Here is a 23,976-nt window from a genome sequence, read left to right as displayed (position 1 = left end):
CTCCAAAATAATTACGTGAAGCATACCGCCGCCCCAAAGCCAGCAATGACTCTGGGGTGACACCCAAACTTATAATTCGAGGATGACTACACCCCAATTCACCGTCGCCGACATTCGCAAAACATTTTTAGACTTCTTCGAGTCCAAAGGCCACACCGTTGTGGCCTCTAGCCCATTGGTACCGGGTAACGACCCCACCTTGATGTTCACCAACTCGGGCATGGTCCAGTTCAAAGACGTGTTCTTGGGCGAAGACAAGCGCTCTTACGTGCGCGCCGCCTCGGTGCAAGCCTGCTTGCGTGCCGGTGGCAAACACAACGATTTGGAAAACGTGGGCTACACCGCACGCCATCACACTTTCTTCGAAATGCTGGGCAACTGGTCTTTTGGTGACTACTTCAAACGCGAGTCGCTCAAGTGGGCGTGGGAGTTGTTGACCGAGGTCTACAAGCTCCCCGCCGACCGTTTGCTGGCCACTGTGTATCAAGAAGACGACGAAGCCTATGACATTTGGACCAAAGAAATTGGCCTGCCCCCCGAGCGCGTGATTCGTATTGGCGACAACAAAGGTGGCCGCTACAAGAGCGACAACTTCTGGATGATGGCCGACACCGGCCCCTGTGGCCCTTGCTCAGAAATCTTCTATGACCACGGCGACCACATCCCTGGCGGCCCACCCGGCAGCCCCGATGAAGACGGCGACCGTTTCATCGAAATTTGGAACAACGTGTTCATGCAGTTCAACATGGACGAAACAGGTGCCGTCACCCGCTTGCCTGCGCCTTGCGTGGACACGGGCATGGGCCTTGAGCGTTTGGCTGCCATCTTGCAACACGTGCACAGCAACTACGAAATCGACATCTTTGATGCCCTCATCAAAGCCGCATCGCGCGAAACCGGCTGCCAAGACTTGGGCCACAAGAGCCTGCGCGTGATTGCTGACCACATTCGTGCCACCTCGTTCTTGGTGAGCGACGGCGTCGTGCCTAGCAACGAAGGCCGTGGCTATGTGCAGCGCCGCATCATCCGCCGCGCCATTCGCCACGGGTATTTGTTGGGTCAGAAAAAACCGTTCTTTCACAAGCTCGTGCCTGACTTGGTCAAGCTCATGGGCGAGGCCTACCCCAACATGGGTAGCCAAGCCGAGCGCATTGCGTCGGTGCTGAAAGCCGAAGAAGAACGCTTCTTTGAAACCCTTGGCGTGGGCATGCAAATTTTGGATGCCGCTTTAGAAGGTGGCGTCAAAGTGTTGCCAGGCGATGTGGCCTTCAAGTTGCACGACACCTACGGCTTTCCACTCGACTTGTCGGCCGACGTGTGCCGCGAGCGCGGCCTGAGTGTGGACGAAGCGGGCTTTGCCGCTGCCATGGAAAAACAAAAGAGCCAAGCCCGCGCCGCTGGCAAGTTCAAGATGGACAAGGCTTTGGAGTACACAGGCGCTGGCAACACGTTTGTGGGCTATGACGACCTCAAAGCCACGTCTAAAGTGGTGGCCGTTTATTTAGACGGTAACTCCGTGGCTGAACTCAAACACGGCCAAACCGGCGTGGTGGTGTTGGACACCACCCCTTTCTACGCTGAGAGTGGCGGCCAAGTGGGCGATGCTGGTGTGTTGGTGAGCGGCTCTGCCAGCTTTGCAGTGGAAGACACCTTGAAGATCAAGGCCGACGTGTTTGGCCACCACGGCACCTTGACCCAAGGCACGTTGGCCGTGGGCGACCACGTGGATGCACAAGTCGACATTCAAGTGCGCGCGGCCACCGTGCGTAACCACTCGGCCACCCACTTGATGCACAAAGCCTTGCGCGAAGTGCTGGGCGACCACGTGCAACAAAAAGGCAGCTTGGTGAATGCCGAGCGCACCCGTTTTGACTTTGCGCACAACGCGCCTGTGACCGATGCGCAGATTCGCGAGATCGAAGCCAAGGTCAACGCCGAAATTTTGGCCAATGCCGCTGCACAAGCGCGTGTGATGGACATCGAATCCGCTCAAAAAACTGGCGCCATGATGTTGTTCGGCGAAAAGTACGGCGAGACCGTGCGCGTGCTCGACATCGGCTCTAGCCGTGAGTTGTGCGGTGGCACCCACGTCAAAGCGACGGGCGACATTGGCTTGTTCAAAGTGGTGGGCGAGAGCGGTGTGGCCGCTGGGGTGCGCCGCATTGAAGCCTTCACTGGCGCGAATGCCTTGGCTTATTTGCAATCGCTCGAAGACTCGGTGTCCCAAGCTGCTGGCGCACTCAAAGCGCCAACAACGGAACTCAACGCTCGTTTGGCTCAAGTGTTGGAGCAAGTCAAAGCGCTTGAAAAAGAAGTGTCGGCCCTCAAAGGCAAAGTGGCTTCTGCTCAAGGCGATGAGTTGATGACACAAGCGCTCGACGTCAAAGGCACCAAGCTCTTGGTGGCCAAGCTCGACGGTGCAGATGCCAAAACATTGCGCGACACCATGGACAAGCTCAAAGACAAGATGAAGTCTGCCGTGATTGTTTTGGCTGCTGTGGACGGCGAAAAGGTGAACATTGCCGCTGGCGTGACCGCTGACAACTTGGGCAAGGTCAAGGCTGGCGAGTTGGCCAACTTTGTAGCCCAACAAGTCGGCGGCAAAGGCGGCGGCAAACCCGACATGGCCATGGCCGGTGGCACCGATGCCGCTGCTTTGCCCAAGGCCTTGGCCAGCGTGCAAGCTTGGGTGACCGAGCGCGTTTGATGCGCTTTTTTGTTGGCCTTGTGCTGAGCATGGCCTTGTCAACTGCGTGCGCGCAGTTTGACAAAACCGCGTGGCACGTCAACACGACGATGCCAAAAATTGAAGCCGTTGATTTGCAAGGTAAAGCTTGGACCAACACTGAGCTATCAGGCAAAGTGGTGGTGCTCAACTTTTGGGCGACGTGGTGTGCCCCCTGCAAAGACGAGCTGCCCACTTTGCAAACCCTGCATGACATCAGCGACGCACACACGGTGGTGCTCACCATCAACGTGCGCGAGCCCGCAGCTCGCGCGTCGCGTTACATGCAAAGCACGGGCATGACGTTTCCTGTTATCTCAGACGCCAAAGGCGACTTGGCCAAACGCTGGGGAGTGACGGTGTATCCCACTACGATCCTCATTGCACCCAACGGTCAAGCCCGCTGGCGCGTGGTGGGTGATGTGGACTGGAGTGGGCCGCAGGCCAATGCGTGGTTGGCTGAAGTACGTCACAACGCTTCACCCACCAACGCGCTTTCTAAGGCCGCCAACCCCAAGCGATAATTCGCACGCCTCGCGCACTCTGTGTGAGGCGACCTGCCTTCGGGGCATCTAGGTATGCGCCGACAGGTCTCACTCATTATTCGGAGCTCTCTTTCATGACTCTCGTGCGTCGTTCCCTTCTCAAGGGGGCCGCAGCTGCGTGCGCCCTCTCTGGTGTGCCCAGCTTTGCTTTGGCCCAAACCACTCCCCAAAATTCTTCTCAAGCCGCTCGCCGCTTCGAGCCACAAGCGGGCCAATGGCGCACGTTTGAAGTCACCACCCGTGTGGACTTGGCTGACGCCAAAGGTGCCGCCTCACGCGTGTGGTTGCCAGTGCCCAGCATCAACTCGGATTGGCAACAGTCCTTGGAAAACAGTTTCCAATCCAACGGCACCTCGCGCATGACGAGCGACGGCAATGAAGGCGCGCGCATGCTCTACACCGAGTTCGCAGCTGGCGTGACCCCGTTTGTCGAAATCACCAGCCGTGTGCAAACGCAAAGCCGATTTGTGGATATCACCAAGGCTTCATCACCCGCGTTCACCCGCGAAGATGCGGGCACATTGCACCACTACACCCGTGCCACCAAGCTGTTGCCTACCGACGGCATCGTGCGCACCACGGCCCTCAAAGCCACGCAAGGCGCGAAGACCGATGCGCAAAAAGCACGCGCTATTTACAACTGGGTCGTGGCCAACGCATGGCGCGAACCCAAGACACGCGGTTGCGGCGAGGGCGACATCAAAACCATGTTGGAAACGGGCAATTTAGGTGGCAAGTGCGCCGACATCAACGCCTTGTTTGTGGGCCTGTGCCGCTCGGTCGGCGTGCCTGCACGCGATGTGTACGGCATACGTTTGGTGCCTTCGGCCTTTGGCTACAAAGAGTTGTCGGGCAACCCCGCCAGCTTGAAAGGCGCGCAACATTGCCGCGCTGAGGTGTATTTGCAAGCCCACGGTTGGGTGGCGATGGACCCCGCCGACGTGGCCAAAGTGATGCGCTTAGAAACGCCTGAGTGGATCAAACGCACCGACAACGCTGTGGTGCAACCCGTGTACAACCGCTTGTTCGGCGGCTGGGAAGGCAATTGGCTGGGCTGGAACACCGCGCACGACGTGGTACTGCCCGGGAGCAAAGAAGACCGCTTGGGCTTCTTGATGTACCCCGTGGCTGAGACGGTCGATGGCCGCGCAGACTCTTACGCGCCTGATACCTTCAAGTACCAAATCACGGCACGCGAAATCAAGGTGTAACGTTTTTTCACAGCGCAATGCTCAAACGCATCGTGCTGTGAAACTCTCTGGCCTGACCCGTGACGGGGTCGGTGAAAGCCACGCTTTTGGCCAGCAGCTGCAACGGGTGGCTGAAGTCTTCCTCCGCATCTGGTCCGCGTAACACCGTGGGATAAAACTGGTCGCCCTCCAGCGGCAAACCCAGCGCCATCATGTGCACACGCAGTTGGTGGCGCTTTCCGCTGATCGGCTCTAGCTGGTACAGCGCTCGCGTGCCTTCTACTTTCAGCAGGCTGATGCGTGTTTCGCTGTTGGGCTCGCCCAGCACTTCTTGTGTTTTGAAAAAAAGCGCATCCGGCTGCAAGCGGCTGGTGTGTGTGTATGGCAATTCAAGCGCAGGGTTGTAAGCCGCCACTGCTTGGTACACCTTGTGCATTTCTTTGTCGCGAAACAGCGCGTGATACGCATCACGGTCAGAGAAGCGCTTGCCAAACATCACGAGACCCGCAGTTTCTCGGTCGATGCGGTGCAGGGGCACGAGGTCATCGTTGCCTGTGAGGTGCTTGAGCTGCACCAATAAACTTTGCTGCACATAGCGGCCCGCGGGTGTGACTGGCATGAAGTGCGGTTTGTCCGCCACCATCAAATGGTCGTCTTCAAACACGATGCTGGCCTTCTCAGGCAGCACTGGCTCGTTGGCGATGTGGCGGTAATAGTAGAGCTTGGTTCGTGATGTGTAGGCCTGCGTGGCTTTGACGGGCTGGGCTGATTCATCCAACACCAGTTGGTCTTCAAAGCGTTGAAGCCACTCGTCACGAGAGATGTCTGGCATGCGCTCCAACAAAAAATCAAGCACCGTGGGCCAAGGCCCAACTGGCAGTGACACGCGGCTTGGGCCTACGCCGTTGCGCGTGGGGATGCGCATGTGTGCCAGAGCTTTCAGACCTTGGTGAATACCAAGTCCCACACGCCGTGACCGAGCTTCAAGCCGCGGTTTTCAAATTTGGTGAGGGGGCGGTAGGCGGGCTTTTCGGCAAAGCCGCTGGCGTCGGTGGCTGTGTTTTTCAGTAAGGGCTCGGCAGACACGACTTGCATCATTTGCTCTGAATACGGCTGCCAGTCGGTGGCCAAGTGCAGGTAGCCACCTGGCTTGATGTGTTTGGCCAAACGGTTGACGAATGCACTTTGAATCAAGCGGCGCTTGTGATGGCGGCTCTTGTGCCAAGGGTCAGGAAAGAAGATGTGCACGCCGTCTAGGCTGTTTTCACCCAGCATGTGGTCCATCACCTCAATCGCGTCGTGCTGCACGATGCGGATGTTGCCAATGCTTTCTTCACCGCAATGCTTCAGCAAAGCGCCGACACCTGGTGCGTGAACCTCGCAACACAAAAAGTTGTCCTCAGGGCGCGTGTGTGCAATCTTGGCGGTGGCGTCGCCCATGCCAAAACCAATTTCCAAAATCAGTGGGGCAGAGCGGCCAAAGGCGGCGACCACATCTAAACGCTCAGGCGTGTAGGGCACCAAAAACTTTGGACCGAACTGCTCAAACGCACGTGTCTGACCGGGCCCCATACGCCCCGCGCGCAGCACGTAGGTTTTGATGACGCGCATGAAAGGTGCGTCGGTTTTCGGAGCGTCGGGTGTGATGGGCGTGTCAGCAGTCATGGCAGGCGAGTCTTTGAATAACCGGTGATTATCGCGGCACTGAACTGCTTATTTGTGGCCATGCATTTGTCCATGCGGTGAGGGCATGCTCTATCGATGCGCCATCGTTGGAGTTAGGCAGACCTAGGGCGAGTGCAGCAGCTTGAAGTGCCAGAAGTGGTTCACTTAAGTCCAGCGCCTCAGCGCCATTTTGTTTACTCAGCTTTTCCCCGTTTTCACCCAACACCAACGGCGTGTGCATGTAGCTGGGCGTGGGCAAACCTAGCGCACGTTGTAGCAAGATTTGTCGTGCGGTGTTGTCGGTCAGGTCTGCACCACGAACGATGTGGGTGATGCCTTGCGCAGCATCGTCCACCACCACGGCAAGTTGGTAGGCCCACAGGCCGTCGGCGCGGCGCAGCACGAAGTCGCCTACTTCTTTCGCCACGTCTTGTTGTTGTGGTCCGAGCAAACGGTCATGCCATGCAAGAGGCGTATCTAGTTTTAAATCGTCAATGACGCGTTGCACATTCAGCCGCCAAGCGCGTGCGGCTTTGCCATTCAAACCGTCGCGGCAAGTGCCGGGGTAGACGGCGGCAGTGTGGCGTTCACGCGTGTGGCCCATCAAGGCTTGTGCATCTTCAATCTCTTTGCGCGAGCAGCCGCAGGGATAGGCCCAGCCTTTGGCAATCAAGCGATCAAGTGCAGCTTGGTAGGCATCGCTGCGTTGTGATTGCCACATCACTGGCGCATCGGGCACAAGACCGAATTTAGCGAGCTGTTGGAGGATGTGTTGGTCTGCGCCGGGGATGCAACGCGGTGTGTCCACGTCTTCAACGCGCACCAGCCATTGACCACCGTGCGCGCGTGCGTCTAGCCAGCTGGCGAGTGCCGCAACGAGCGAGCCCGCGTGAAGCGGGCCCGTGGGGGATGGAGCGAATCGACCGACGTACGGCAATTAAAAACGCTTGGCGGATTGGCAAACAGCCAAGGCGAGTTCAAGGCCCGACACAAAAGCGTCTTCTACGCGATGGCCCAAGTGCCAGTCGCCACAGGTACCCAAGCCGTTGGCTGGGTTGTATTGGTGGGACACCCCCAGTGGCTTGGTGGTCTTGGCATAGAGCCAACGGTGCGTTTGCACATGAGCAGGCTCGGCACGAATGCCTGTGAGCTCGGCAAACGCACGCAAGAGTTTGGCTTTCACACGGGCTTCGGTGTCGGTGATGTGTTCGGTGGACCAAGCGGCGCTGGCTTGAACAGTCCAACGCTCAACCTTGCTGCGGCCAGGCTTAGACGATTCGCGCGCCAACCAGGCAATGCGGTGGTGAATGCTGCGCGCCGCGTTCCATTGAGGGCCGATGTGCAGGTTGGGTTGTGTGGCATTGGGGAAGGCCACCATCATGGTCCAGCAAGGTGCCACGTCCACGGCGTCCATGGCCTTGAGCCACTGTGCGTTGGCGGCTTCTTTGCCTGAGGCTTTGAGCAAGTTCTCGGCTTGCACCGAGGGAATGGCCAGCAACACATGGTCAAAGCCGGCGTGTTTTTGCGCCACTTCTTTGCCCGATGTGCTGTTGACGGTGTGCAATGTCCACAAACCTTTGGCGACGCGTTCAAGGCGATTGACTTGGGTGTTGTAGGTGACGGCGTTGCCCAAAGGCTCAGCCCAGTGACGCACCAAGGCGTTCATGCCGGGCTTGGCCACGAAGTGCGCGTCTTTGGTGGCGCGGGCGGCTTCAAAGACGTGGCCCAGTGGGTCGAGCACGCGCACGGCGTTGGCGCTCCAAGGGCGGCAAATGTCTGTGGTGCCGGGCACGGCTTGAATAGCCAGCGAAAAGCGCGGGTCGCGCACTGTGAAGTATTGGGCACCGTGGTCAAACGTGCCGAAGTTGGTTTCGCGTGTGGACATGCGCCCACCTGCACCGCGGCTCTTTTCAAACACATGCACGTGGTGGCCAGCTTTGGCCAAAGTGCGGGCTGCGGTGATGCCAGCAATGCCGGCTCCGATGATGGCGATGTTTAAGGTCATGGTTGCACTCTACACCTTCTGTTGGGTTGCTAAACGTACTTGATTCTCGCGGTGGTTGGCCAATAGCGCAACGCGTGTGGCAGAGCTTTTGAGTTGTTTGAGCCACCACTGCAAAGCGCGACCACCGCGCTCGCCCTCACTGCCATCAGGGATGCGCCAAGCGTAACTGAGCTGTGCCACACGCTGCGGTCTGTTCACTTCGCGCACCACGAGCACACCTTGGTCAATCAAAGGCTTGACCATGAGCTCGGGCACAAAGCCCACGCCAAGACCGCGCACCTGTGCCTCAATTTTGCTGTGCATATTGGACACGGTGAACACATCTTGACCCGGCAGCAAGCCAATACTCACCCCCGCACCGCGCTGCACCGAGTCTGCTACGGCCACGGCTCGGTGTTGGCCAATGAGCGCATCGGTCAAAGGTTCTGGCGCTTGGGCCAAAGGGTGGTGCGGTGCCATGGCAAATACAAAGCGCATGGGGCCCAATGTGTGGCTGTGTATGCCGGACGTCGTGCCGCTTTCGCTGACGGTACCCGCAATGCCCAGCGCCAAGTCGGCTTGGCCGCTGGTCAATGCTTCTAGCGTGCCGGTGAGTGTTTCGTCGCGCAGTTTCAGGCGCGTGGGGGCGTTCAAGGCCATGAAGGCTTCGCACAGTTCCATCACGGTGGTGCGGTCGATGATGCCATCCACTGCAATGGTGAACTGACTTTCCCAGCCGGTGGCCACGCGCTTGACGCGGTTGGCAATTGCGTCCATATCTGCCAGAAGGCGTTCGCCTTCGCGCAGCAGCTCGTGGCCTGCGGCGGTGAGCACGGCTCGCCGCGAGCTGCGGTCAAACAGCAGCACATCGAGTGCGTCTTCCATCTGACGCACACGGTAGGTCAGGGCGCTGGGTACCAGGCCTAGCGTGCGTGCGGCGGCGGCAAAGCTGCCAGCTTTGTCAATCGCATGCAACATGGACAGTGAATCGGGGGTGAGGACGTCACGTGGAGAAGTCATGCAATGAGGCTTTGATCGTTCAAATAATTTGAATGATGCCATCAAATGCAGTGGATGGCAAAAGCGGGGCGAGCGCCTAAAGTTCAGGTCAAGATAAACAGGAGCGCACACCATGCTGACCGTTCGCAAATCACAAGACCGAGGCTACGCCGATCACGGCTGGCTTAAGTCGTTTCACAGCTTTTCATTCGCCAACTACTACAACCCCGAGTTCATGGGCTGGGGCAATTTGCGCGTCATCAACGAAGACCGCATTGCGCCGGGCACGGGCTTTGGCACGCACGGCCATCGCGACATGGAAATCATCAGCTATGTGTTGAGCGGCAACTTGGCCCACAAAGACAACATGGGCAACATCGAAGGCATTCCGCCCGGCGACGTGCAACGCATGAGCGCAGGCAATGGCGTGCAGCACAGCGAGTTCAACCACGCGCCAGCCGAGACCACGCACTTCTTTCAAATTTGGATTGAGCCCAATGTGCGCGGCATTCCTGCCAGCTACGAACAAAAGCAAGTGCCCCCTGTTTCTAAGCGCGGCGCACTCAGTCGCATTGCTGCGCCCGAAGGCGGCGTGGTGAATATCCATGCGGATGCCGCTTTGTATGCAGGCCTGTTTGACGGCGACGAGGCCACCACATTGACCATCGCATCTGGTCGCAAAGCTTATGTGCACCTCATTCGCGGCAGCTTGCAAGTCAATGGCGTGGCATTGGCCACGGGTGACGCTGCTTTGTTGGACAACGAACCGACCATTCACCTCACCCACGGCGAAGATGCCGAAGTGCTGGTATTTGATTTGGCTGCTTAATTTTTCATTTCATTCATTTTTCAAAGGAACCTTCACATGAACAACGCACTCAACCTCATTGGCCGCATCTTGCTAGCCGCACTCTTTTTGCCTGCAGGTTTGTCCAAGCTGTCAGGTTTTGAAGGCACTGTGGGCTACATCACTTCGGTTGGTTTGCCGTTGGCCTCAGTGGCTGCCGCTGCTGCGATCGCTGTAGAAATTTTGGGCTCAATCGCTTTGATCGTGGGCTTTCAAACCCGCATCGCTGCTGCGGTGTTGGCTGTGTTCACTGTGGTTGCCTCTGTCTTCTTTCACGCCTTTTGGGTCGCCGCGCCTGAACAAGCCTTTGTGCAACAGCTTATGTTCTTCAAGAACATGGGCGTGATAGGTGGCTTGTTGGTGTTGGCTTCTTCAGGCGCTGGCGCTTGGAGCATCGACGCCAAAAAAGCAGCTCAATAATTCGTACCTTTTTCTGAACTTATTTTTTAACCGCATCAAGGAACAACACCATGACTAAAACTGTCGTCGTTTACCACTCAGGCTACGGCCACACACAACGCGTGGCCCAATTTGTGGCCGAAGGCGCGAAAGCCACCATCGTCGCCATCGACGCAGACGGCAACATCACCGATGCCGAGTGGGACATTTTGAACGCCGCTGACGCCATCATCTTTGGCTCACCCACCTACATGGGCACGGTGTCATGGCAGTTCAAGAAGTTTGCGGACGCAACGTCCAAGCAATGGTTTGGCAGCGCATGGAAAGACAAAGTGGCTGGCGGTTTCACCATTTCGGCCAGCCCCAGCGGTGACAAGCTGTCGACCATCCAATACTTCATCACTTTGGCCATGCAGCAAGGCATGGTCTGGGTGGGGCAGCCTGCCATGAACGACGGCAACATCAACCGCTTGGGTTCCAACTCTGGCCTGATGGCGCAAGTCGGCCCCACAAGCCCAGCCGCTGACATTCCTCAAGGCGACTTGGACACGGCCAAAGCTTATGGCGAGCGCGTGGCTGCAGTGACTGCCAAGTTGCACGCTTAAATTTACAAGCAAGTTAGACACACTGCCTCAAGTGGCGTGTGAAATAAAAGGGCAGTTCGAAAGAGCTGCCCTTTTTCTTTGGTTAGTATTCAACGCATGAAAATCATTCAACTGCTACCTTGGACCGATTGGGTCGCTCTCGGTTTTTTTGTCGTCGTGTGGATCGGCTATGCCGTATTTGCCAAGCATTGGAGCGATGGCAAACACTCCATCTTGGCCATGACCAACCGCTACCGCCATTTGTGGATGTTGCAAACCACGGCACGCGACCCGCGCATGTTGGACGGCATCATCACGCAAACCTTGTCGGCCACGCCTGCCTTCTTTTGCTCTACCAGCATTTTGATTTTGGGTGGCTTGTTTGCTTTGCTGGGCACCACTGACAAAGCGGCTGAGCTGGTGCGCGAAATTCCGTTTGCCGAACAAACGCCTATTCTTGTGTTTGAGTTCAAGATCTTGGTGCTGGTGGTGATCTTTGTGTATTCGTTCTTTCGCTTCTCGTGGTCGATGCGTCAGTACACGTTTGTGGCCTTGCTCATTGGTGCCATGCCGCCACCTGATACCTTTGCACACGAAGGCGCCCCTAATCGTCAAAAGTATGCCGATCGCGCTGCCGCCATGACAGGTTTGGCCGCCGAGACTTTCAATGGCGGCTTACGGGCTTACTATTTTTCGTTCGCAGCCTTGGGTTGGTTTTTTTCACCCGCCATGTTTGTATTTGCCACGTTGCTGGTGGCCGGCGTGTTGTACACCCGTGAATTCAAGTCTGAGGTGCTGGCGCTGTTGGAAGAGTAACGGGGAAGGTGCCTTCGGGGGTCAAGCCCGTGGCACTGAGGTCAGCGCCCACCGCACGGCGTTCGTCAAACACAAAGCAGCCGCCCTCGTAGTGGTCGCTGCCCACTTCTTCAAAGTATTTCAGAATGCCGCCTTCAAGCTGGTACACATGGGGCAGCCCCGCGTTGCGCATGTAAATGGCGGCTTTCTCGCAGCGAATGCCGCCCGTGCAAAAGCTGATGACGGTCTTATCTTGTAGTTCGCTCAAGTGCGCTTGCACCGCATCTGGAAATTCTGTGAACTTGTTGATTCCCCAGCTGATCGTGTTCTTGAACGTGCCTGCATCCACCTCAAACTGGTTGCGCGTGTCCAGTGTCACCACGGGCCTGCCTTCGTCGTCATGGCCTTGGTCTAGCCAGCGCTTGGCGGTCTCGGGTGTGACAGCAGGGGCACGGCCCGAAGCAGGGCGAATGCTGGGATGGTTCATGCGGATGATTTCGTTCTTCACCTTCACCAGCATTTTGCGAAACGGCTGGGTGTCAGACCAACTTTCTTTGGGTGTGAGGTCGGCAAATCTGGCGTCAGTGCGCAACCAATCGACAAAGCCATGCACATCGTTGGCGCTGCCAGCCAAGAAGAAATTAATGCCTTCTTCTGCTATCAGAATCGTGCCCTTGAGCTGGCGTGCCAATGCGTTGTCTAGGCAAGGCTGGCGCAGGTCTTGGGCGTCGGGCAGGGCAACGAATTTGTAGCAAGAAATATTCAGGATTTGGTTCACGTGGTCATTCTAAGTAACGGCGTGTCCCTACAATCTGTTGCATGTTTGTTCACCTGCGCCTTCACTCCGAATTTTCTGTCGTTGACGGGACCAACCGCATCGATGAGGTGGTGAAAGCAGCCGCAGCCGATCAGCAGCCCGCGCTGGCCATCACAGACATCAACAACCTTTACGGTGCCATCAAGTTCTACAAAGAAACACGTGGCAAGGGCGTCAAGCCGGTCATCGGCGCCGAGATTTACCTCGAGAGCCTCACCCAAGATGCAGCACTTACCTCGCGCATGGTGTTGCTGGTGCAAAACCACCAGGGCTACTTGAACCTGTGTGAGCTCATCAGCCGTGGCTGGACGCAAAACGTGCACAAGGCCGTGGCCGTGACCAAGCTGGAATGGCTGCAAGAGTTGTCACAAGGCCTGATTGCTTTGTCTGGCGCACAAGCCGGCGCGGTGGGCCAAGCCTTGGTGCAGGGCGACACCACGCGTGCGGGCGAAGTGGCTTTGCAGTTGGCGGGCATCTTTCCTCATCGTTTTTACATTGAGCTGCAACGCGCAGGCCGTGCGGATGACGAAACCCATGTGTCTGGTGCGGTTCAGTTGGCCGCTCGCTTGAGCTTGCCTGTGGTGGCCACGCACCCTGTGCAGTTCACCAAGCCTGACGATTACGAAGCGCACGAAGCGCGCGTGTGTATTGCCGAAGGCGAAATCTTGGGCAACCAACGCCGTGTGCGCAAGTTCACGCGCGAGCAGTATTTCAAATCGTCTGCGCAAATGTGTGAGTTGTTTGCCGATGTGCCCAGCGCCATTGCCAACACCGCCGAAATCGCCAAACGTTGCAACCTGACCTTGGTGTTGGGTAAACCGCAGCTGCCCAACTTTCCCATTCCGCCCGTGAACGGTGTGGTGATGTCGGTGGAAGACTATTTCCGCCATGTGTCGCACGAGGGTCTAGAGGCCCGTTTGCTCCATCTGTACCCAGTGCAAGCCAAGCGCGACGAAGAGCGTCCACGCTATGTGGAGCGCCTCGAGTTTGAGCTGAACACGATTTTGAACATGGGCTTTCCTGGCTACTTCTTGATCGTGGGTGACTTCATTCAGTGGGCTAAAGCCAATGGCTGCCCTGTGGGGCCAGGCCGTGGTTCGGGTGCGGGCTCGCTGGTGGCGTATGCCTTGAAGATCACCGACCTTGACCCGCTGCAATACAACTTGCTGTTCGAGCGTTTCTTGAACCCTGAGCGGGTGTCCATGCCCGACTTTGACATTGACTTTTGCCAAACCAACCGCGACCGCGTGATTGATTACGTGAAAGACAAATACGGCCGCGAAGCCGTGTCGCAAATTGCCACCTTCGGCACCATGGCGGCGCGTGCCGCCATTGGTGACGTGGGCCGTGTGCTTGATATGAGCTACACCTTTTGCAAAGGTATCAGTGGCTTGATTCCCAACAAGCCCGGTCAACACATCACCATCGCGGGTGCGATTGAGGTGGAGCCCATCTTGGCCGATCGATTGGCCAAAGAAGATGAAGTCAAAACACTTTTAGAGCTGGCCCAAAAGCTTGAAGGCATGACGCGTAACGTGGGCATGCACGCCGGCGGTGTGTTGATCGCTCCGGGTAAGTTGACCGACTTCTGCCCGCTGTACCAACAGCCCGGCAGCGAATCGGCGGTGAGCCAGTTTGACAAAGACGACGTGGAAGCCGCCGGCTTGGTGAAGTTCGACTTTTTGGGCTTGGCCACGCTGACTATTCTTGAGATTGCGCGTGAGTTCATCATGGCGCGTCACAAAGGCCAAGAGAACTTCGCGTTTGAAAACATCCCGCTCGACGACAAGCGCACTTACGAACTGTTCCAAGACGGCAAGACCGAAGCTGTGTTCCAGTTTGAAAGTCGCGGCATGCAGGGCATGTTGCGCGATGCGCGTCCCACGCGTTTGGAAGACTTGATCGCGTTGAACGCTTTGTACCGTCCAGGCCCCATGGACTTGATTCCAAGCTTCGTGGCGCGTAAGCATGGCCGCGAAACCATTGAGTACCCGCACCCCATGGTGGCGCAGATGTTGTCCGAGACCTACGGCATCATGGTGTACCAAGAGCAGGTGATGCAGACCGCGCAGATTTTGGGCGGCTACTCGCTGGGCGGCGCCGACATGTTGCGCCGTGCCATGGGTAAGAAGAAGGCCGAAGAGATGGCCGAGCACCGCGCCATCTTCCGCGAGGGCGCAGCCAAGAACAACATCGACCAAGACAAAGCGGACGAGATTTTTGACTTGATGGAGAAGTTTGCGGGCTACGGCTTTAACAAGTCGCACGCGGCTGCTTACTCCCTGCTGGCCTATCACACCGGCTGGTTGAAGGTGCATTACACGGCCGAGTTCTTCTGCGCCAACATGACGGTGGAGATGGATAACACCGACAAGCTCAAGGTTTTGTTTGAAGACGCGCACAAGATGGGCCTGACGTTTGAAGCGCCCGATGTGAACCGTGGCTTTTACCGCTTCGAACCTATCTCAGACAAAGTCATTCGCTACGGCCTAGGCGCCATCAAAGGTTCAGGCCAACAAGCCATTGAAGCCATCGTGGCCGCACGCGAAGAGGGGCCGTTCACCAGCCTGTTTGATTTCTGCCGCCGCGTGGACCGCAGCCGCTTGAACAAGCGCACAGTCGAAGCCCTCATCAAAGCTGGCGCGTTCGACAACTTGCACCTCAACCGTGCCGAGCTGCTGGCCAGCGTCGAGCGCGCGTTTGACTTTGCATCAGCCAGCGAAGCCAACGCCAACCAAGGCGGCCTGTTTGACATGATGGGCGACGATGCCCATGGCTCTAGCACGCAAGAGCCGGAGTATGTGGAAATGTTGCCTTGGGGCGTGAAAGAGCGCCTGACGCACGAGAAAGTGGCTTTGGGCTTTTACCTCTCAGGCCACTTGTTTGACGAAGTCGAGCGCGAAGTGCGACGCTTTGCGCGCACCCGCATTGAAGACTTGATGGATTCTCGGGAGCCTCAGCTCTTAGCTGGCATCGTGAGTGATATGCGCGTGATCAACGGTCAGCGTGGCAAGTTGGCCATCTTTAAGCTGGATGACAAATCGTCGGTCATTGAAGCCACGGCCGATGAAGCCACCATCAACACCTACCGCAACACCTTGAAGGATGACGAGCTGGTCATCATCATGGGTAAGGCGCAGCCCGACCGCTTTTCGGGTGGTTTGCGTTTGTCTATCCAGCAAGTGTGGAGCCTCGAGCAAGCCCGTTGCCGCTTTGGTAAATACCTGAGCGTCACGGTCAACGGCACCTCGCCCGACATTGCCCGCATGCTGCGCGAGCACCCTGCCAAAGTAGAGCAATCTGAGCAGGGCGAGTTGGTGCGAGGGATGGGCGTACGATTGAAGTTGCTACGCGATGGCGCCACTGCCGACGTGCAGCTAGGCGATACCGCCAAATTTTTCCCTAGCGATGCGGCCTTGGCCAGTTGGATGGCGCAGGCCCACGAGGGGCAATCACACATCATTTATGAATAAACATTTGCTCTGGACCATTCCGACGCTCATGACGCTGACGCGTATCGTCGCCATTCCTTTGATCGTGGGTTTGTTTTACTTGCCCATTGACGCAGAGCAGCGCAACCTGTGGGCCACTGTGATGTTTGTGGTGTTTGCTTTGACCGACTGGCTCGACGGCTACTTGGCCCGTAAGTTGAACCAATCGTCGGCTTTTGGTGCATTCCTCGACCCAGTAGCAGACAAGTTTTTGGTGTGTGCTTCTCTGCTCATCTTGGTGCATTTGCAACGCGCCGATGTGTTGGTAGCGCTCATCATCATTGGTCGCGAAATTGCTATCTCTGCCTTGCGCGAGTGGATGGCGCAAATCGGCGCATCACGCAGCGTGGCTGTGCATGTGCTGGGCAAGCTCAAGACCATGGTGCAAATGGTGGCCATTCCTTTTTTGCTGTACGACGGCATGTTGTTTGGCTTGATTGACACGGCCTTGTGGGGCACGGTGTTGATTTGGATTGCAGGCGTCTTGACCGTTTGGTCGATGGTGTATTACCTGCAAAAGGCTTGGCCCGATATCGTGGACCACGCCAACTGATGCCTGTTCAACAAAACCAAGCATGGTTGCGTGCCATGCCTTGGCTCTTTGTGTTGATTTGGAGCACAGGCTTTATCGTGGCGCGCTTCGGCATGCCCAATTCGCCACCGTTCACCTTCTTGTTGTGGCGCTACGTTTTTTCTATTGTGTGTTTTGTGTTGTGGGTCAAATGGGCGCGTGTGCCTTGGCCGCAGGGCAGGGCGCAGTGGTGGCATTTGGCTGTCACGGGGGTGTTGATGCACGCCGGTTATTTGGGTGGTGTGTGGGCTGCTGTCAAGGTGGGCATGGGCGCTGGCCTGACCGCTCTGATTGTGGGTTTGCAACCCGTCCTCACCGCTATTTGGTTGTCGGCGCGTGGCGGCCATGTGTCGCGTCGTCAGTGGCAAGGTTTGGCTTTGGGCTTTGTGGGCTTGGCCATGGTGGTGTCGCGCAAACTCGAAGGCGGTATTGAAGTCACGCCTTGGAGCTTGACCATGATCACCATGGCTTTGGTCTCCATCACCACCGGCACGCTGTACCAAAAACGCTTTGTGCAGCCCTGCGATGTGCGCAGTGCGAATGCGGTGCAGCTGATGGCCGCCTATGTGGTGACCTTGCCCTTGGCGCTCATGGAAACAGAGCCCGCCTTGTGGAACGCCGAAATGACTTGGGCCATGGTGTGGGCCGTGTTGGTGCTCACCTTGGGCGGTAGCTCGTTGTTTTACATCCTCATTCAGCGTGGCGCAGCGGCGTCGGTGACCAGCTTGTTGTATTTGGTACCGCCCACCACGGCTGTGATGGCTTGGATTTTGTTCAGCGAACCCATCACCTTGGTGACATTGGCAGGCATTGCCGTGACTGCGGCGGGGGTGAGTTTGGTGGTGCGACCGCCTAGAATTGAAGCTTAATTTTTCGTAAGTTTGTTAAAGGTTGAAGATGAGTCAAAAACGCATTGCAGTGATCGCCGGTGACGGCATTGGCAAAGAAGTCATGCCCGAAGGCATTCGCGTCATGGACGCGGCAGCACGCAAGTTTGGCATCGACTTGAAATTTGACCACTTTGATTTTTCCAGCTGGGACTATTACGAGAAGCACGGCCAAATGCTGCCCGATGATTGGAAAGACCAAATCGGCGGCCACGATGCGATTTACTTTGGCGCGGTAGGTTGGCCCGAAAAAATTGCAGACCATGTGTCGCTATGGGGCTCGCTGTTGATGTTTCGCCGTGAGTTTGACCAGTACATCAACTTGCGCCCCGCACGTTTGATGCCCGGCATCATTGCGCCCGTGGTGCGTCGTGACGGTACACCTCGCCAGCCCGGCGAGATTGACATGTACATCGTGCGCGAGAACACCGAAGGCGAGTATTCCAGCATCGGTGGCCGCATGTACCCGGGCACTGAGCGCGAAATCGTGATGCAAGAAACCGTGATGTCGCGCATTGGTGTGGACCGCGTGTTGAAGTTTGCGTTCGAATTGGCGCAGACCCGCCCCAAAAAGCATTTGACCAGCGCCACCAAGTCCAACGGCATTGCCATCACCATGCCTTACTGGGATGAGCGCGTGGTTGAGATGGCCAAGAACTATCCTGGCATCAATGTGGATAAATTCCACATCGACATCTTGACTGCCCACTTTGTGCAGCGCCCCGACTTCTTTGATGTGGTGGTGGCCAGCAATTTGTTTGGTGACATTTTGAGCGACTTGGGGCCGGCATGCACCGGCACGATTGGCATTGCACCCAGCGCCAACTTGAACCCCGATCGCAAGTTCCCATCCTTGTTCGAGCCCGTGCATGGCTCTGCGCCAGACATTGCAGGCAAAGGCATTGCCAACCCCATTGGCCAAATTTGGTGTGGCGCAATGATGCTTGAATTTTTAGGCCATAAGGATGCACACGATGCTGTGATGGCTGCGATTGAGAAAGTGCTTGACCCTAAGAGTGGCGCGCCTAAGACACCAGATATTGGTGGTAACGCGAGTACGTCAGATGTGGGTCGTGCCATTGCAGATGCCTTGTGATTTTTAGCTTCAAAAAACGACTAGAATTCTTTTTACACCGTGTTTGATGACAACATTCGCGGTATCTAACTCCTACTAACATCACATCTCATTGAGAGGGGATTTTTGTGAATAAGACAGAACTGATTGAGCACATTGCCAAGCACGCAGACATTTCTAAAGCTGCTGCCACCCGCGCACTCGAGTCCACCATCGGTGCAGTGAAAACCACCTTGAAAAAGGGCGGCACAGTTTCATTGGTAGGTTTCGGTACATTCGCAGTGGGCAAGCGCGCTGCTCGCACGGGCCGTAACCCACGCACAGGCGAAGCGATCAAAATCAAAGCTGCCAAGGTGCCTAAGTTCCGTCCAGGCAAGGGTTTGAAAGACGCCTTGAACTAATTAACGGTTTCGGTTGGGTGCTTAGCTCAGTTGGCAGAGCGGCTGCCTTACACGCAGTAGGTCGGCGGTTCGACCCCGTCAGCACCCACCACCCATTAAAAAGGCGAACTCAAAGGTTCGCCTTTTTTCTTGGCTTCTCACACTTCACGATGAGTTCCTCACATGTTTGATTTTGTTCGCAAGCACACACGGGTCATGCAGTTTTTGCTGTTCCTGTTGATCTTCCCGTCTTTTGTTTTGTTTGGCCTTGAAGGCTACAACCGCTTCCGTGAAGGTGGTGCCGCTGTTGCCAGCGTGAATGGGCAAGACATCACCCAAGGCGAATGGGATGCAGCGCACCGCAGCCAAGTTGAGCGCATGCGCAGCAGCATGCCCAATGTGGACGTGAAGTTGTTCGACACACCTGAAGCCAAATACAGCACGCTGGAGCGCTTGGTGCGTGACCGCTTGTTGCAAGTGGCTGCTAGCCAGCTGCGCTTGGGCGCCAGCGATAGTCGCTTGGCCGCTGAACTGCAACAAAATCCCACCATCGCGGCTTTGCGCCGTGCCGATGGCACTTTGGACATGGACCGCTATCGCCAACTGTTGGCCACTCAAGGCATGTCGCCTGAGTCGTTTGAAGCGCAAGTGCGCGCTGACTTAGCTTCACGCCAAGTCATGTCCGGCGTGGGCGTGACGAGCTTTAGTTCGGCCGCATTGGCGGACGTGACTTTGAACGCTTTTTACGAGCAACGCCAAGTGCAAGTGGCACGCTTTGCACCGGTTGACTTTGTGGGTCAAATCAACCCCACCGACGCTGAGCTAGAGACTTATTACAAAGCAAATGCCGACAAGTTTCAGTCGGCCGAACGTGCGGACATCGAATATGTGGTGTTGAACTTGGCCGCCGTGCAAAAAGACATCGTGGTGCCTGAGGCTGACCTCAAGACTTACTTTGAACAAAACGCAGCACGCTTGGCTGGCCTAGAAGAACGCCGTGCCAGCCACATCTTGATCAATGCCGGCAAAGCTTTGCCTGTCGCTGAGCGCGATGCTGCGCGCGCCAAGGCGCAAGCCCTGTTGGCCGAAGTGCAAAAGTCGCCAACGCAGTTTGCTGAGTTGGCCCGTAAAAATTCGCAAGACACAGGGTCTGCCGCCAAAGGTGGTGACCTTGATTTCTTTGGCCGTGGTGCCATGGTCAAGCCGTTTGAAGAAGCTGCTTTTGCCCTGAAAAAAGGCGAGACCAGCGGCGTGGTGGAAACTGAGTTTGGCTTTCACATCATTCGCCTGACCGACATCAAGCAGCCTGAGCAAAAAAGCTTTGAATCGCAACGCGCCAAGCTGGAGCAGGAAGTGCGTGCCCAATTGGCCCAACGCAAATTTGCCGAAGCCGCTGAACAGTTCACCAACATCGTGTATGAACAGTCTGACAGCTTGAAGCCCGCAGCGGACCGTCTGAAGCTAGATGTGCAGCGTGTCAGCAACTTGGGCCGCGAGCCCGTAGCTGGCAACACTGCTGCTAACAACCCCAAGCTCCTGGCAGCGGTGTTCTCGCAAGACTCGATCGAGAAAAAACGCAACACCGAAGCGGTGGAGTTAGCCCCTAACGTGTTGGCTGCTGCGCGAATCATCAACTACAACCCAGCTCGCACCTTGCCGTTGGATGAAGTCAAAGCCCGCGTGCGCGAGCAAGTGGTGGCCCAACAATCTTCCGAGCGAGCACGCTCAGAAGGCACGGCCAAATTGGCCGAGTGGAAGGCCAGTCCAGATGCTGCCAAACTGCCCAGCGCCTTTGTGGTGTCGCGTGAATCAAAGCAAGCGCAGCCCACCGCCTTGGTAGAAGCGGCCTTGCGTGCCAGCACGCAAACCTTGCCCGCATGGGTGGGTGTGGACTTAGGCACCAGTGGCTACGCCGTGGTGAAGGTTGAAAAAGTATTGCCCCGTGATGCGGCCAACGCAGCAAGCGCAACCCGCGAACGCGACCAATACGCTCAGTGGTGGGCTTCGGCCGAAGGCTTGGCCTACTACAAGCTATTAAAAGAAAAATTCAAGGCAGAAATCAAAATAGCTAGGTTATAATTTTTCCTCTACGGTGGCTGTAGCTCAGTTGGTAGAGTCCAGGATTGTGATTCCTGTTGTCGTGGGTTCGAGCCCCATCAGCCACCCCAGTATTTATGCGGGCTCCCTAAGGAGCCCGTTTTTATTTACAGCACTGTATATTTAAAATTTTAAATACTCCCCCTACTGATCAAGCTTTTTACCTTAGCCGAGGAAGCAATCAGGGGCTCAAGTAGAGAGATCATGAAGCCCGAATCAGTCAGGGCAATTTTGATTAGCGTGTCATATCTCGTGCGATTGGCTCGTAGTTGGCAGGCTGTTGATCAACTATCTATTCCTAACCATTTGAAGATGGACAGTACGGCATATCACTGCTTACGCAGGGGAACTGCTAGCCTTAGAGCAGTCACGCACAAGTAGTGGGCTGAAATCAGGACTAATTTTTAAATGTTTAACCGTGCGCTTTTCTTTTTGTTTAACTACCCAAGTAGGCTGCTATTAATTCCTTGGGAATTTGAGCGCGTGCATTTAAGCTGATCGATTTAACGCACTTGTGAAAAGCCTGGATATCCAACGCATCTTTGGTTAAAACATTCACGCCAATGTCATTCATACGCGCAAGGGCGACGGCGTCTTGCTCCGCAGCTAATTGACGTTGAAGTGCAGTAGACGTATTGACTGCATGCGCAAGTAGTTGGCGCTCTTCTTGATCCAATGTGTTGTACCAAGCTTTCGGACACACCAGCAGAAGTACGCCATAGAAATGGTGCGTCAAGCTGACATAAGCATGGTGCTTCCAAAGCTCAAATCCCATGTAGTTGGTTAATGGATTTTCTTGGGCTTGTACAACATCTTGCTGTATCCATGCCACTAAATCTTTGACGTCACTTGTGAGGGCTTGAAAGCCAATAGCATCTAAAGTGGCTCTGTAGAGTGTGCTGTCGAGTGTGCGAATTTTCAAGCCGACCGCATCTGTTGGGTGTTGGATAGGACGCACTGCATTCGACAAATGCCTAAATCCGTTATCCCAAAAGCCCAATACATGAAACCCCGTTTTTTGGCCAACCGCCTTAGTGAGTATTTCGCCAGCAGAACGGTCTAACGCCGAGAGAGCGGTCTCGCGGTTATCCACCGTGAATGGCAGCTCAAGCACTTCAAGTTCAGGAACCCTTGCTGACAAATAGCCTGAGGCCATGTAGCCGATATGACGCGAGCCGTTCTCGATCGACACGAATAAATCTGCTGCTTTTTCTTGATGCTCGGTGACGTTGGGAATCCAGTCGATGTCTGACTTCCATCCGTTAATCTTGAGTGTTTTAACGAGACAAGCTAAGCCCTGAGTCAGAATGGAAGAGGGGCCTTGGTACCCCGCGATACGCAACATGAAAACGCTTTAACCTTGGATATTGGCGTCTTGAATAATCTTTTTCCACCGTTGGAAATCAGACTCGACGATACGTTCTAACTGCTTGGCAGTTTTTGGCCAAGGCTCAAGTCCTGAGCGAATCAGTTGCACTTGAAAGTCTCGGTCTTCACTGATAGATTGCGCTTCACGCTTCAGTATCTCCACCACATCAGACGGAACATCTTTGTGAAAAAATAAAGCAATCCAAGACGAATAGTCGTAATTAGCAACGCCTTGCTCTTGCATGGTGGGTATGTCTCTAAATTGCGCATGCCTTTCAGTTCCGCAATAGCCTATTAGGCGAACTTTTCCGTCTGACAAAAATGGTTGCGCTAATGAGAGTGCCATTGACATCACTTGAACTTCCCCTGAAGCCACTGCCAATGCCGCTTGGCTTGCGCCCCGATAGGGTATGTGTGTGAGTTGCGTGTTGGTGAAAGACTTAAACATCTCGGTGGCTAAATGTTGTGGGCTACCAACCCCGCCAGATGAATAGGTAACAGGTGCCGCTTTATTTTTTGCTTGTTGGATGAGGTCTTGCACATTCTTAATTTTTGAGCCGCCAGGAACAGCAAAAAAAGTTGGGATATTGGCGACGCCTGCAACAGGTACAAAATCTTTACGCGTGTCCACTTTCATATTTTTTGCTTGTAAGTGGGGCAAGATTGTCATGATGCTGTTGTTGAGTGCAGCCACCACCAGTCCATCAGTTCTGGCTTTACTCAAACGATCGAGTCCTACGAGTCCAGCAGCAGCTGCGACATTTTCAACAGCAAAGCCTTGGCCGAGTTTTTGTGTCAAGCGCTCAGCCATATGTCGAATAGCCACATCGGACGCGCTGCCCGCTTGCAAGGGGACGATTATGGTAGAGGGACTACTTGGATATTTTTGCGCCCAAGAATAGGCGCTTACCAAAGGTAAAGTTACCAGGGGAAGAAAGTTGCGGCGTTTCATACAGTCCTTTGGTTGACTATGGTTTTGATTATCTGTGTTCATTTAAGAAACCGCAACTGCATTTTCGATATCAGGTAATCATGTGGCTGCTTGTAGGAAAAAAAAAGATAAAGAGAATGGTGCTACGGATTAAAAGAGAAAGCACCGAAACCAACGAGGGAAAGCTATGCCAATTCCATTGCTTTAGGCGAGATAGTCGGCATCAAGGTCACGTTGTTGGTGGAGCAGTGCACTGGTTGCCCAAGGCGCTGCCCCAATATTTATGCGCCCTAGCGATCTTTTCGGTTTCTAGGGTGCTTTTCATTTGCAGTCAATACCACCGTTATACCGATCTGGATGCTGAGATTTTTTCCATTCATCGTGGCCTCCAGCCTTTGTGCCTAGAACCAATCAACTATTGTGGTGAATTGAAGTCGCCCATGTAATGAAATCAATCATTTTCATCACGGGGGTTATATGCAGTTATCGGCGGATTCAAGGACGAAGTGCAACACGCTTTAACGAGGCATGGAATACCTCGTGAGGTGTCTTGAATCCTAGTCGCTTTCTGGGGCGGTGATTCAATCGGTTTTCAATCATAGTCAATTCCTCATCCGTCACGGTTT

General features: G+C 55.5%; 21 protein-coding genes and 2 tRNA genes. 15 read left to right on the top strand and 8 right to left on the bottom strand.

Annotation, left to right across the window (positions count from 1 at the left end; translation table 11 throughout):
• The first annotated feature begins 82 nt into the window (after window positions 1–82).
• The 3 genes from alaS (at window position 83) to RMR24_RS10420 (ending at window position 4,481) form a co-directional block, all read left to right on the top strand.
• Window positions 83–2,707, top strand: coding sequence for an alanine--tRNA ligase (gene alaS, locus RMR24_RS10430; protein ID WP_310615017.1), 2,625 nt, complete (start codon window positions 83–85; stop codon window positions 2,705–2,707).
• On the top strand, window positions 2,707–3,249 hold the full coding sequence (locus RMR24_RS10425) for a TlpA disulfide reductase family protein (RefSeq protein WP_310615016.1): 543 nt from the start codon (window positions 2,707–2,709) through the stop codon (window positions 3,247–3,249). The genes alaS and RMR24_RS10425 overlap by 1 nt, the downstream gene beginning before the upstream one ends.
• Window positions 3,250–3,344: 95 nt before the next feature.
• Window positions 3,345–4,481 (top strand): transglutaminase domain-containing protein, encoded by a 1,137-nt coding sequence (locus RMR24_RS10420; RefSeq protein ID WP_310615015.1) that lies wholly within the window; start codon window positions 3,345–3,347, stop codon window positions 4,479–4,481.
• 7 nt (window positions 4,482–4,488) lie between these two features.
• On the opposite strand, the gene RMR24_RS10415 is transcribed toward RMR24_RS10420, so the two are convergent.
• Genes RMR24_RS10415 through RMR24_RS10395 form a run of 5 tightly spaced genes read right to left on the bottom strand, consistent with a single transcriptional unit; the run spans window position 4,489 to window position 9,129 of the window.
• The gene (locus RMR24_RS10415) at window positions 4,489–5,385 is read right to left on the bottom strand and encodes a pseudouridine synthase (protein WP_310615014.1); all 897 of its coding nucleotides are present in this window, start codon (window positions 5,383–5,385) and stop codon (window positions 4,489–4,491) included.
• 14 nt (window positions 5,386–5,399) lie between these two features.
• On the bottom strand, window positions 5,400–6,125 hold the full coding sequence (gene trmB / locus RMR24_RS10410; protein WP_310615013.1) for a tRNA (guanosine(46)-N7)-methyltransferase TrmB: 726 nt from the start codon (window positions 6,123–6,125) through the stop codon (window positions 5,400–5,402).
• A 28-nt stretch (window positions 6,126–6,153) separates the two neighbouring features.
• A complete protein-coding gene (gene gluQRS / locus RMR24_RS10405) occupies window positions 6,154–7,062 on the bottom strand; it encodes a tRNA glutamyl-Q(34) synthetase GluQRS (protein WP_310615012.1) in 909 nt (302 codons plus the stop codon).
• Window positions 7,063–8,130, bottom strand: a complete 1,068-nt coding sequence (locus RMR24_RS10400) for an FAD-dependent oxidoreductase (protein WP_310615011.1) — start codon at window positions 8,128–8,130, stop codon at window positions 7,063–7,065.
• A 9-nt stretch (window positions 8,131–8,139) separates the two neighbouring features.
• Window positions 8,140–9,129 (bottom strand): LysR family transcriptional regulator, encoded by a 990-nt coding sequence (locus tag RMR24_RS10395; protein WP_310615010.1) that lies wholly within the window; start codon window positions 9,127–9,129, stop codon window positions 8,140–8,142.
• 112 nt (window positions 9,130–9,241) lie between these two features.
• Between RMR24_RS10395 and RMR24_RS10390 the strand changes: the two genes are divergently transcribed.
• From RMR24_RS10390 to RMR24_RS10375, 4 genes are all read left to right on the top strand, one after another.
• Window positions 9,242–9,937 carry a pirin family protein gene (locus RMR24_RS10390; protein ID WP_310615009.1) on the top strand — a complete coding sequence of 232 codons (696 nt, stop codon included), beginning with the start codon at window positions 9,242–9,244 and terminating at the stop codon, window positions 9,935–9,937.
• A 36-nt stretch (window positions 9,938–9,973) separates the two neighbouring features.
• Window positions 9,974–10,375 carry a DoxX family protein gene (locus RMR24_RS10385; RefSeq protein WP_310615008.1) on the top strand — a complete coding sequence of 134 codons (402 nt, stop codon included), beginning with the start codon at window positions 9,974–9,976 and terminating at the stop codon, window positions 10,373–10,375.
• A gap of 50 nt (window positions 10,376–10,425) precedes the next feature.
• Window positions 10,426–10,959, top strand: coding sequence for a flavodoxin family protein (locus RMR24_RS10380; RefSeq protein WP_310615007.1), 534 nt, complete (start codon window positions 10,426–10,428; stop codon window positions 10,957–10,959).
• A 96-nt stretch (window positions 10,960–11,055) separates the two neighbouring features.
• Window positions 11,056–11,754: a DUF599 domain-containing protein gene (locus tag RMR24_RS10375; protein ID WP_310615006.1), complete on the top strand. Its 699-nt coding sequence runs from the start codon at window positions 11,056–11,058 to the stop codon at window positions 11,752–11,754.
• Here RMR24_RS10375 and RMR24_RS10370 read toward each other — a convergent pair.
• Window positions 11,720–12,511, bottom strand: coding sequence for a sulfurtransferase (locus RMR24_RS10370; protein WP_310615005.1), 792 nt, complete (start codon window positions 12,509–12,511; stop codon window positions 11,720–11,722). The two genes, RMR24_RS10375 and RMR24_RS10370, sit on opposite strands and share 35 nt — an antisense overlap.
• Window positions 12,512–12,552: 41 nt before the next feature.
• On the opposite strand from RMR24_RS10370, the gene dnaE reads away from it, so the two are divergent.
• From dnaE to RMR24_RS10330, 8 genes are all read left to right on the top strand, one after another.
• Window positions 12,553–16,023 (top strand): DNA polymerase III subunit alpha, encoded by a 3,471-nt coding sequence (dnaE, locus tag RMR24_RS10365; protein WP_310615004.1) that lies wholly within the window; start codon window positions 12,553–12,555, stop codon window positions 16,021–16,023.
• A gap of 4 nt (window positions 16,024–16,027) precedes the next feature.
• On the top strand, window positions 16,028–16,594 hold the full coding sequence (gene pgsA / locus RMR24_RS10360; RefSeq protein WP_310615077.1) for a CDP-diacylglycerol--glycerol-3-phosphate 3-phosphatidyltransferase: 567 nt from the start codon (window positions 16,028–16,030) through the stop codon (window positions 16,592–16,594).
• Window positions 16,594–17,481, top strand: coding sequence for an EamA family transporter (locus tag RMR24_RS10355; protein ID WP_310615003.1), 888 nt, complete (start codon window positions 16,594–16,596; stop codon window positions 17,479–17,481). The genes pgsA and RMR24_RS10355 overlap by 1 nt, the downstream gene beginning before the upstream one ends.
• A gap of 28 nt (window positions 17,482–17,509) precedes the next feature.
• Entirely contained in the window at window positions 17,510–18,595 is a 1,086-nt protein-coding gene (locus tag RMR24_RS10350; protein ID WP_310615002.1) for a tartrate dehydrogenase, read from the top strand.
• A 107-nt stretch (window positions 18,596–18,702) separates the two neighbouring features.
• Entirely contained in the window at window positions 18,703–18,975 is a 273-nt protein-coding gene (locus RMR24_RS10345; RefSeq protein ID WP_104799252.1) for an HU family DNA-binding protein, read from the top strand.
• 15 nt (window positions 18,976–18,990) lie between these two features.
• A tRNA-Val gene (locus tag RMR24_RS10340) sits at window positions 18,991–19,066 on the top strand.
• Window positions 19,067–19,137: 71 nt separating this feature from the next.
• Window positions 19,138–21,033, top strand: a complete 1,896-nt coding sequence (locus RMR24_RS10335; protein ID WP_310615001.1) for a SurA N-terminal domain-containing protein — start codon at window positions 19,138–19,140, stop codon at window positions 21,031–21,033.
• Window positions 21,034–21,046: 13 nt separating this feature from the next.
• Window positions 21,047–21,122: transfer RNA gene (locus RMR24_RS10330), tRNA-His, on the top strand.
• Between the two features lie 365 nt (window positions 21,123–21,487).
• Here RMR24_RS10330 and dctP read toward each other — a convergent pair.
• Complete coding sequence (gene dctP, locus RMR24_RS10325) at window positions 21,488–22,396, bottom strand: TRAP transporter substrate-binding protein DctP (RefSeq protein WP_310615000.1); 909 nt, start codon at window positions 22,394–22,396, stop codon at window positions 21,488–21,490.
• Between the two features lie 9 nt (window positions 22,397–22,405).
• Window positions 22,406–23,371, bottom strand: a complete 966-nt coding sequence (locus tag RMR24_RS10320; protein WP_310614999.1) for a tripartite tricarboxylate transporter substrate binding protein — start codon at window positions 23,369–23,371, stop codon at window positions 22,406–22,408.
• Between the last annotated feature and the right edge of the window lie 605 nt (window positions 23,372–23,976).

Origin of the sequence: Limnohabitans sp., assembly GCF_031539105.1 — a bacterium.
Taxonomy (GTDB): domain Bacteria; phylum Pseudomonadota; class Gammaproteobacteria; order Burkholderiales; family Burkholderiaceae_C; genus Limnohabitans.
This window is presented reverse-complemented; position numbering and strand designations above follow the sequence as displayed.

What these genes read in the sequence shown, in the direction of transcription:
- RMR24_RS10425 (WP_310615016.1), top strand. Translation starts at nt 2,707, where the DNA reads ATGCGCTTTTTTGTTGGCCTTGTGCTGAGCATGGCCTTGTCAACTGCG.
- dnaE (WP_310615004.1), top strand. Translation starts at nt 12,553, where the DNA reads ATGTTTGTTCACCTGCGCCTTCACTCCGAATTTTCTGTCGTTGACGGG.
- RMR24_RS10420 (WP_310615015.1), top strand. Translation starts at nt 3,345, where the DNA reads ATGACTCTCGTGCGTCGTTCCCTTCTCAAGGGGGCCGCAGCTGCGTGC.
- RMR24_RS10415 (WP_310615014.1), bottom strand. Translation starts at nt 5,385, where the DNA reads ATGCGCATCCCCACGCGCAACGGCGTAGGCCCAAGCCGCGTGTCACTG.
- RMR24_RS10375 (WP_310615006.1), top strand. Translation starts at nt 11,056, where the DNA reads ATGAAAATCATTCAACTGCTACCTTGGACCGATTGGGTCGCTCTCGGT.
- RMR24_RS10395 (WP_310615010.1), bottom strand. Translation starts at nt 9,129, where the DNA reads ATGACTTCTCCACGTGACGTCCTCACCCCCGATTCACTGTCCATGTTG.
- RMR24_RS10380 (WP_310615007.1), top strand. Translation starts at nt 10,426, where the DNA reads ATGACTAAAACTGTCGTCGTTTACCACTCAGGCTACGGCCACACACAA.
- RMR24_RS10320 (WP_310614999.1), bottom strand. Translation starts at nt 23,371, where the DNA reads ATGAAACGCCGCAACTTTCTTCCCCTGGTAACTTTACCTTTGGTAAGC.
- RMR24_RS10355 (WP_310615003.1), top strand. Translation starts at nt 16,594, where the DNA reads ATGCCTGTTCAACAAAACCAAGCATGGTTGCGTGCCATGCCTTGGCTC.
- RMR24_RS10335 (WP_310615001.1), top strand. Translation starts at nt 19,138, where the DNA reads ATGTTTGATTTTGTTCGCAAGCACACACGGGTCATGCAGTTTTTGCTG.
- trmB (WP_310615013.1), bottom strand. Translation starts at nt 6,125, where the DNA reads ATGACTGCTGACACGCCCATCACACCCGACGCTCCGAAAACCGACGCA.
- alaS (WP_310615017.1), top strand. Translation starts at nt 83, where the DNA reads ATGACTACACCCCAATTCACCGTCGCCGACATTCGCAAAACATTTTTA.
- RMR24_RS10390 (WP_310615009.1), top strand. Translation starts at nt 9,242, where the DNA reads ATGCTGACCGTTCGCAAATCACAAGACCGAGGCTACGCCGATCACGGC.
- dctP (WP_310615000.1), bottom strand. Translation starts at nt 22,396, where the DNA reads ATGTTGCGTATCGCGGGGTACCAAGGCCCCTCTTCCATTCTGACTCAG.
- RMR24_RS10350 (WP_310615002.1), top strand. Translation starts at nt 17,510, where the DNA reads ATGAGTCAAAAACGCATTGCAGTGATCGCCGGTGACGGCATTGGCAAA.
- RMR24_RS10400 (WP_310615011.1), bottom strand. Translation starts at nt 8,130, where the DNA reads ATGACCTTAAACATCGCCATCATCGGAGCCGGCATTGCTGGCATCACC.
- RMR24_RS10385 (WP_310615008.1), top strand. Translation starts at nt 9,974, where the DNA reads ATGAACAACGCACTCAACCTCATTGGCCGCATCTTGCTAGCCGCACTC.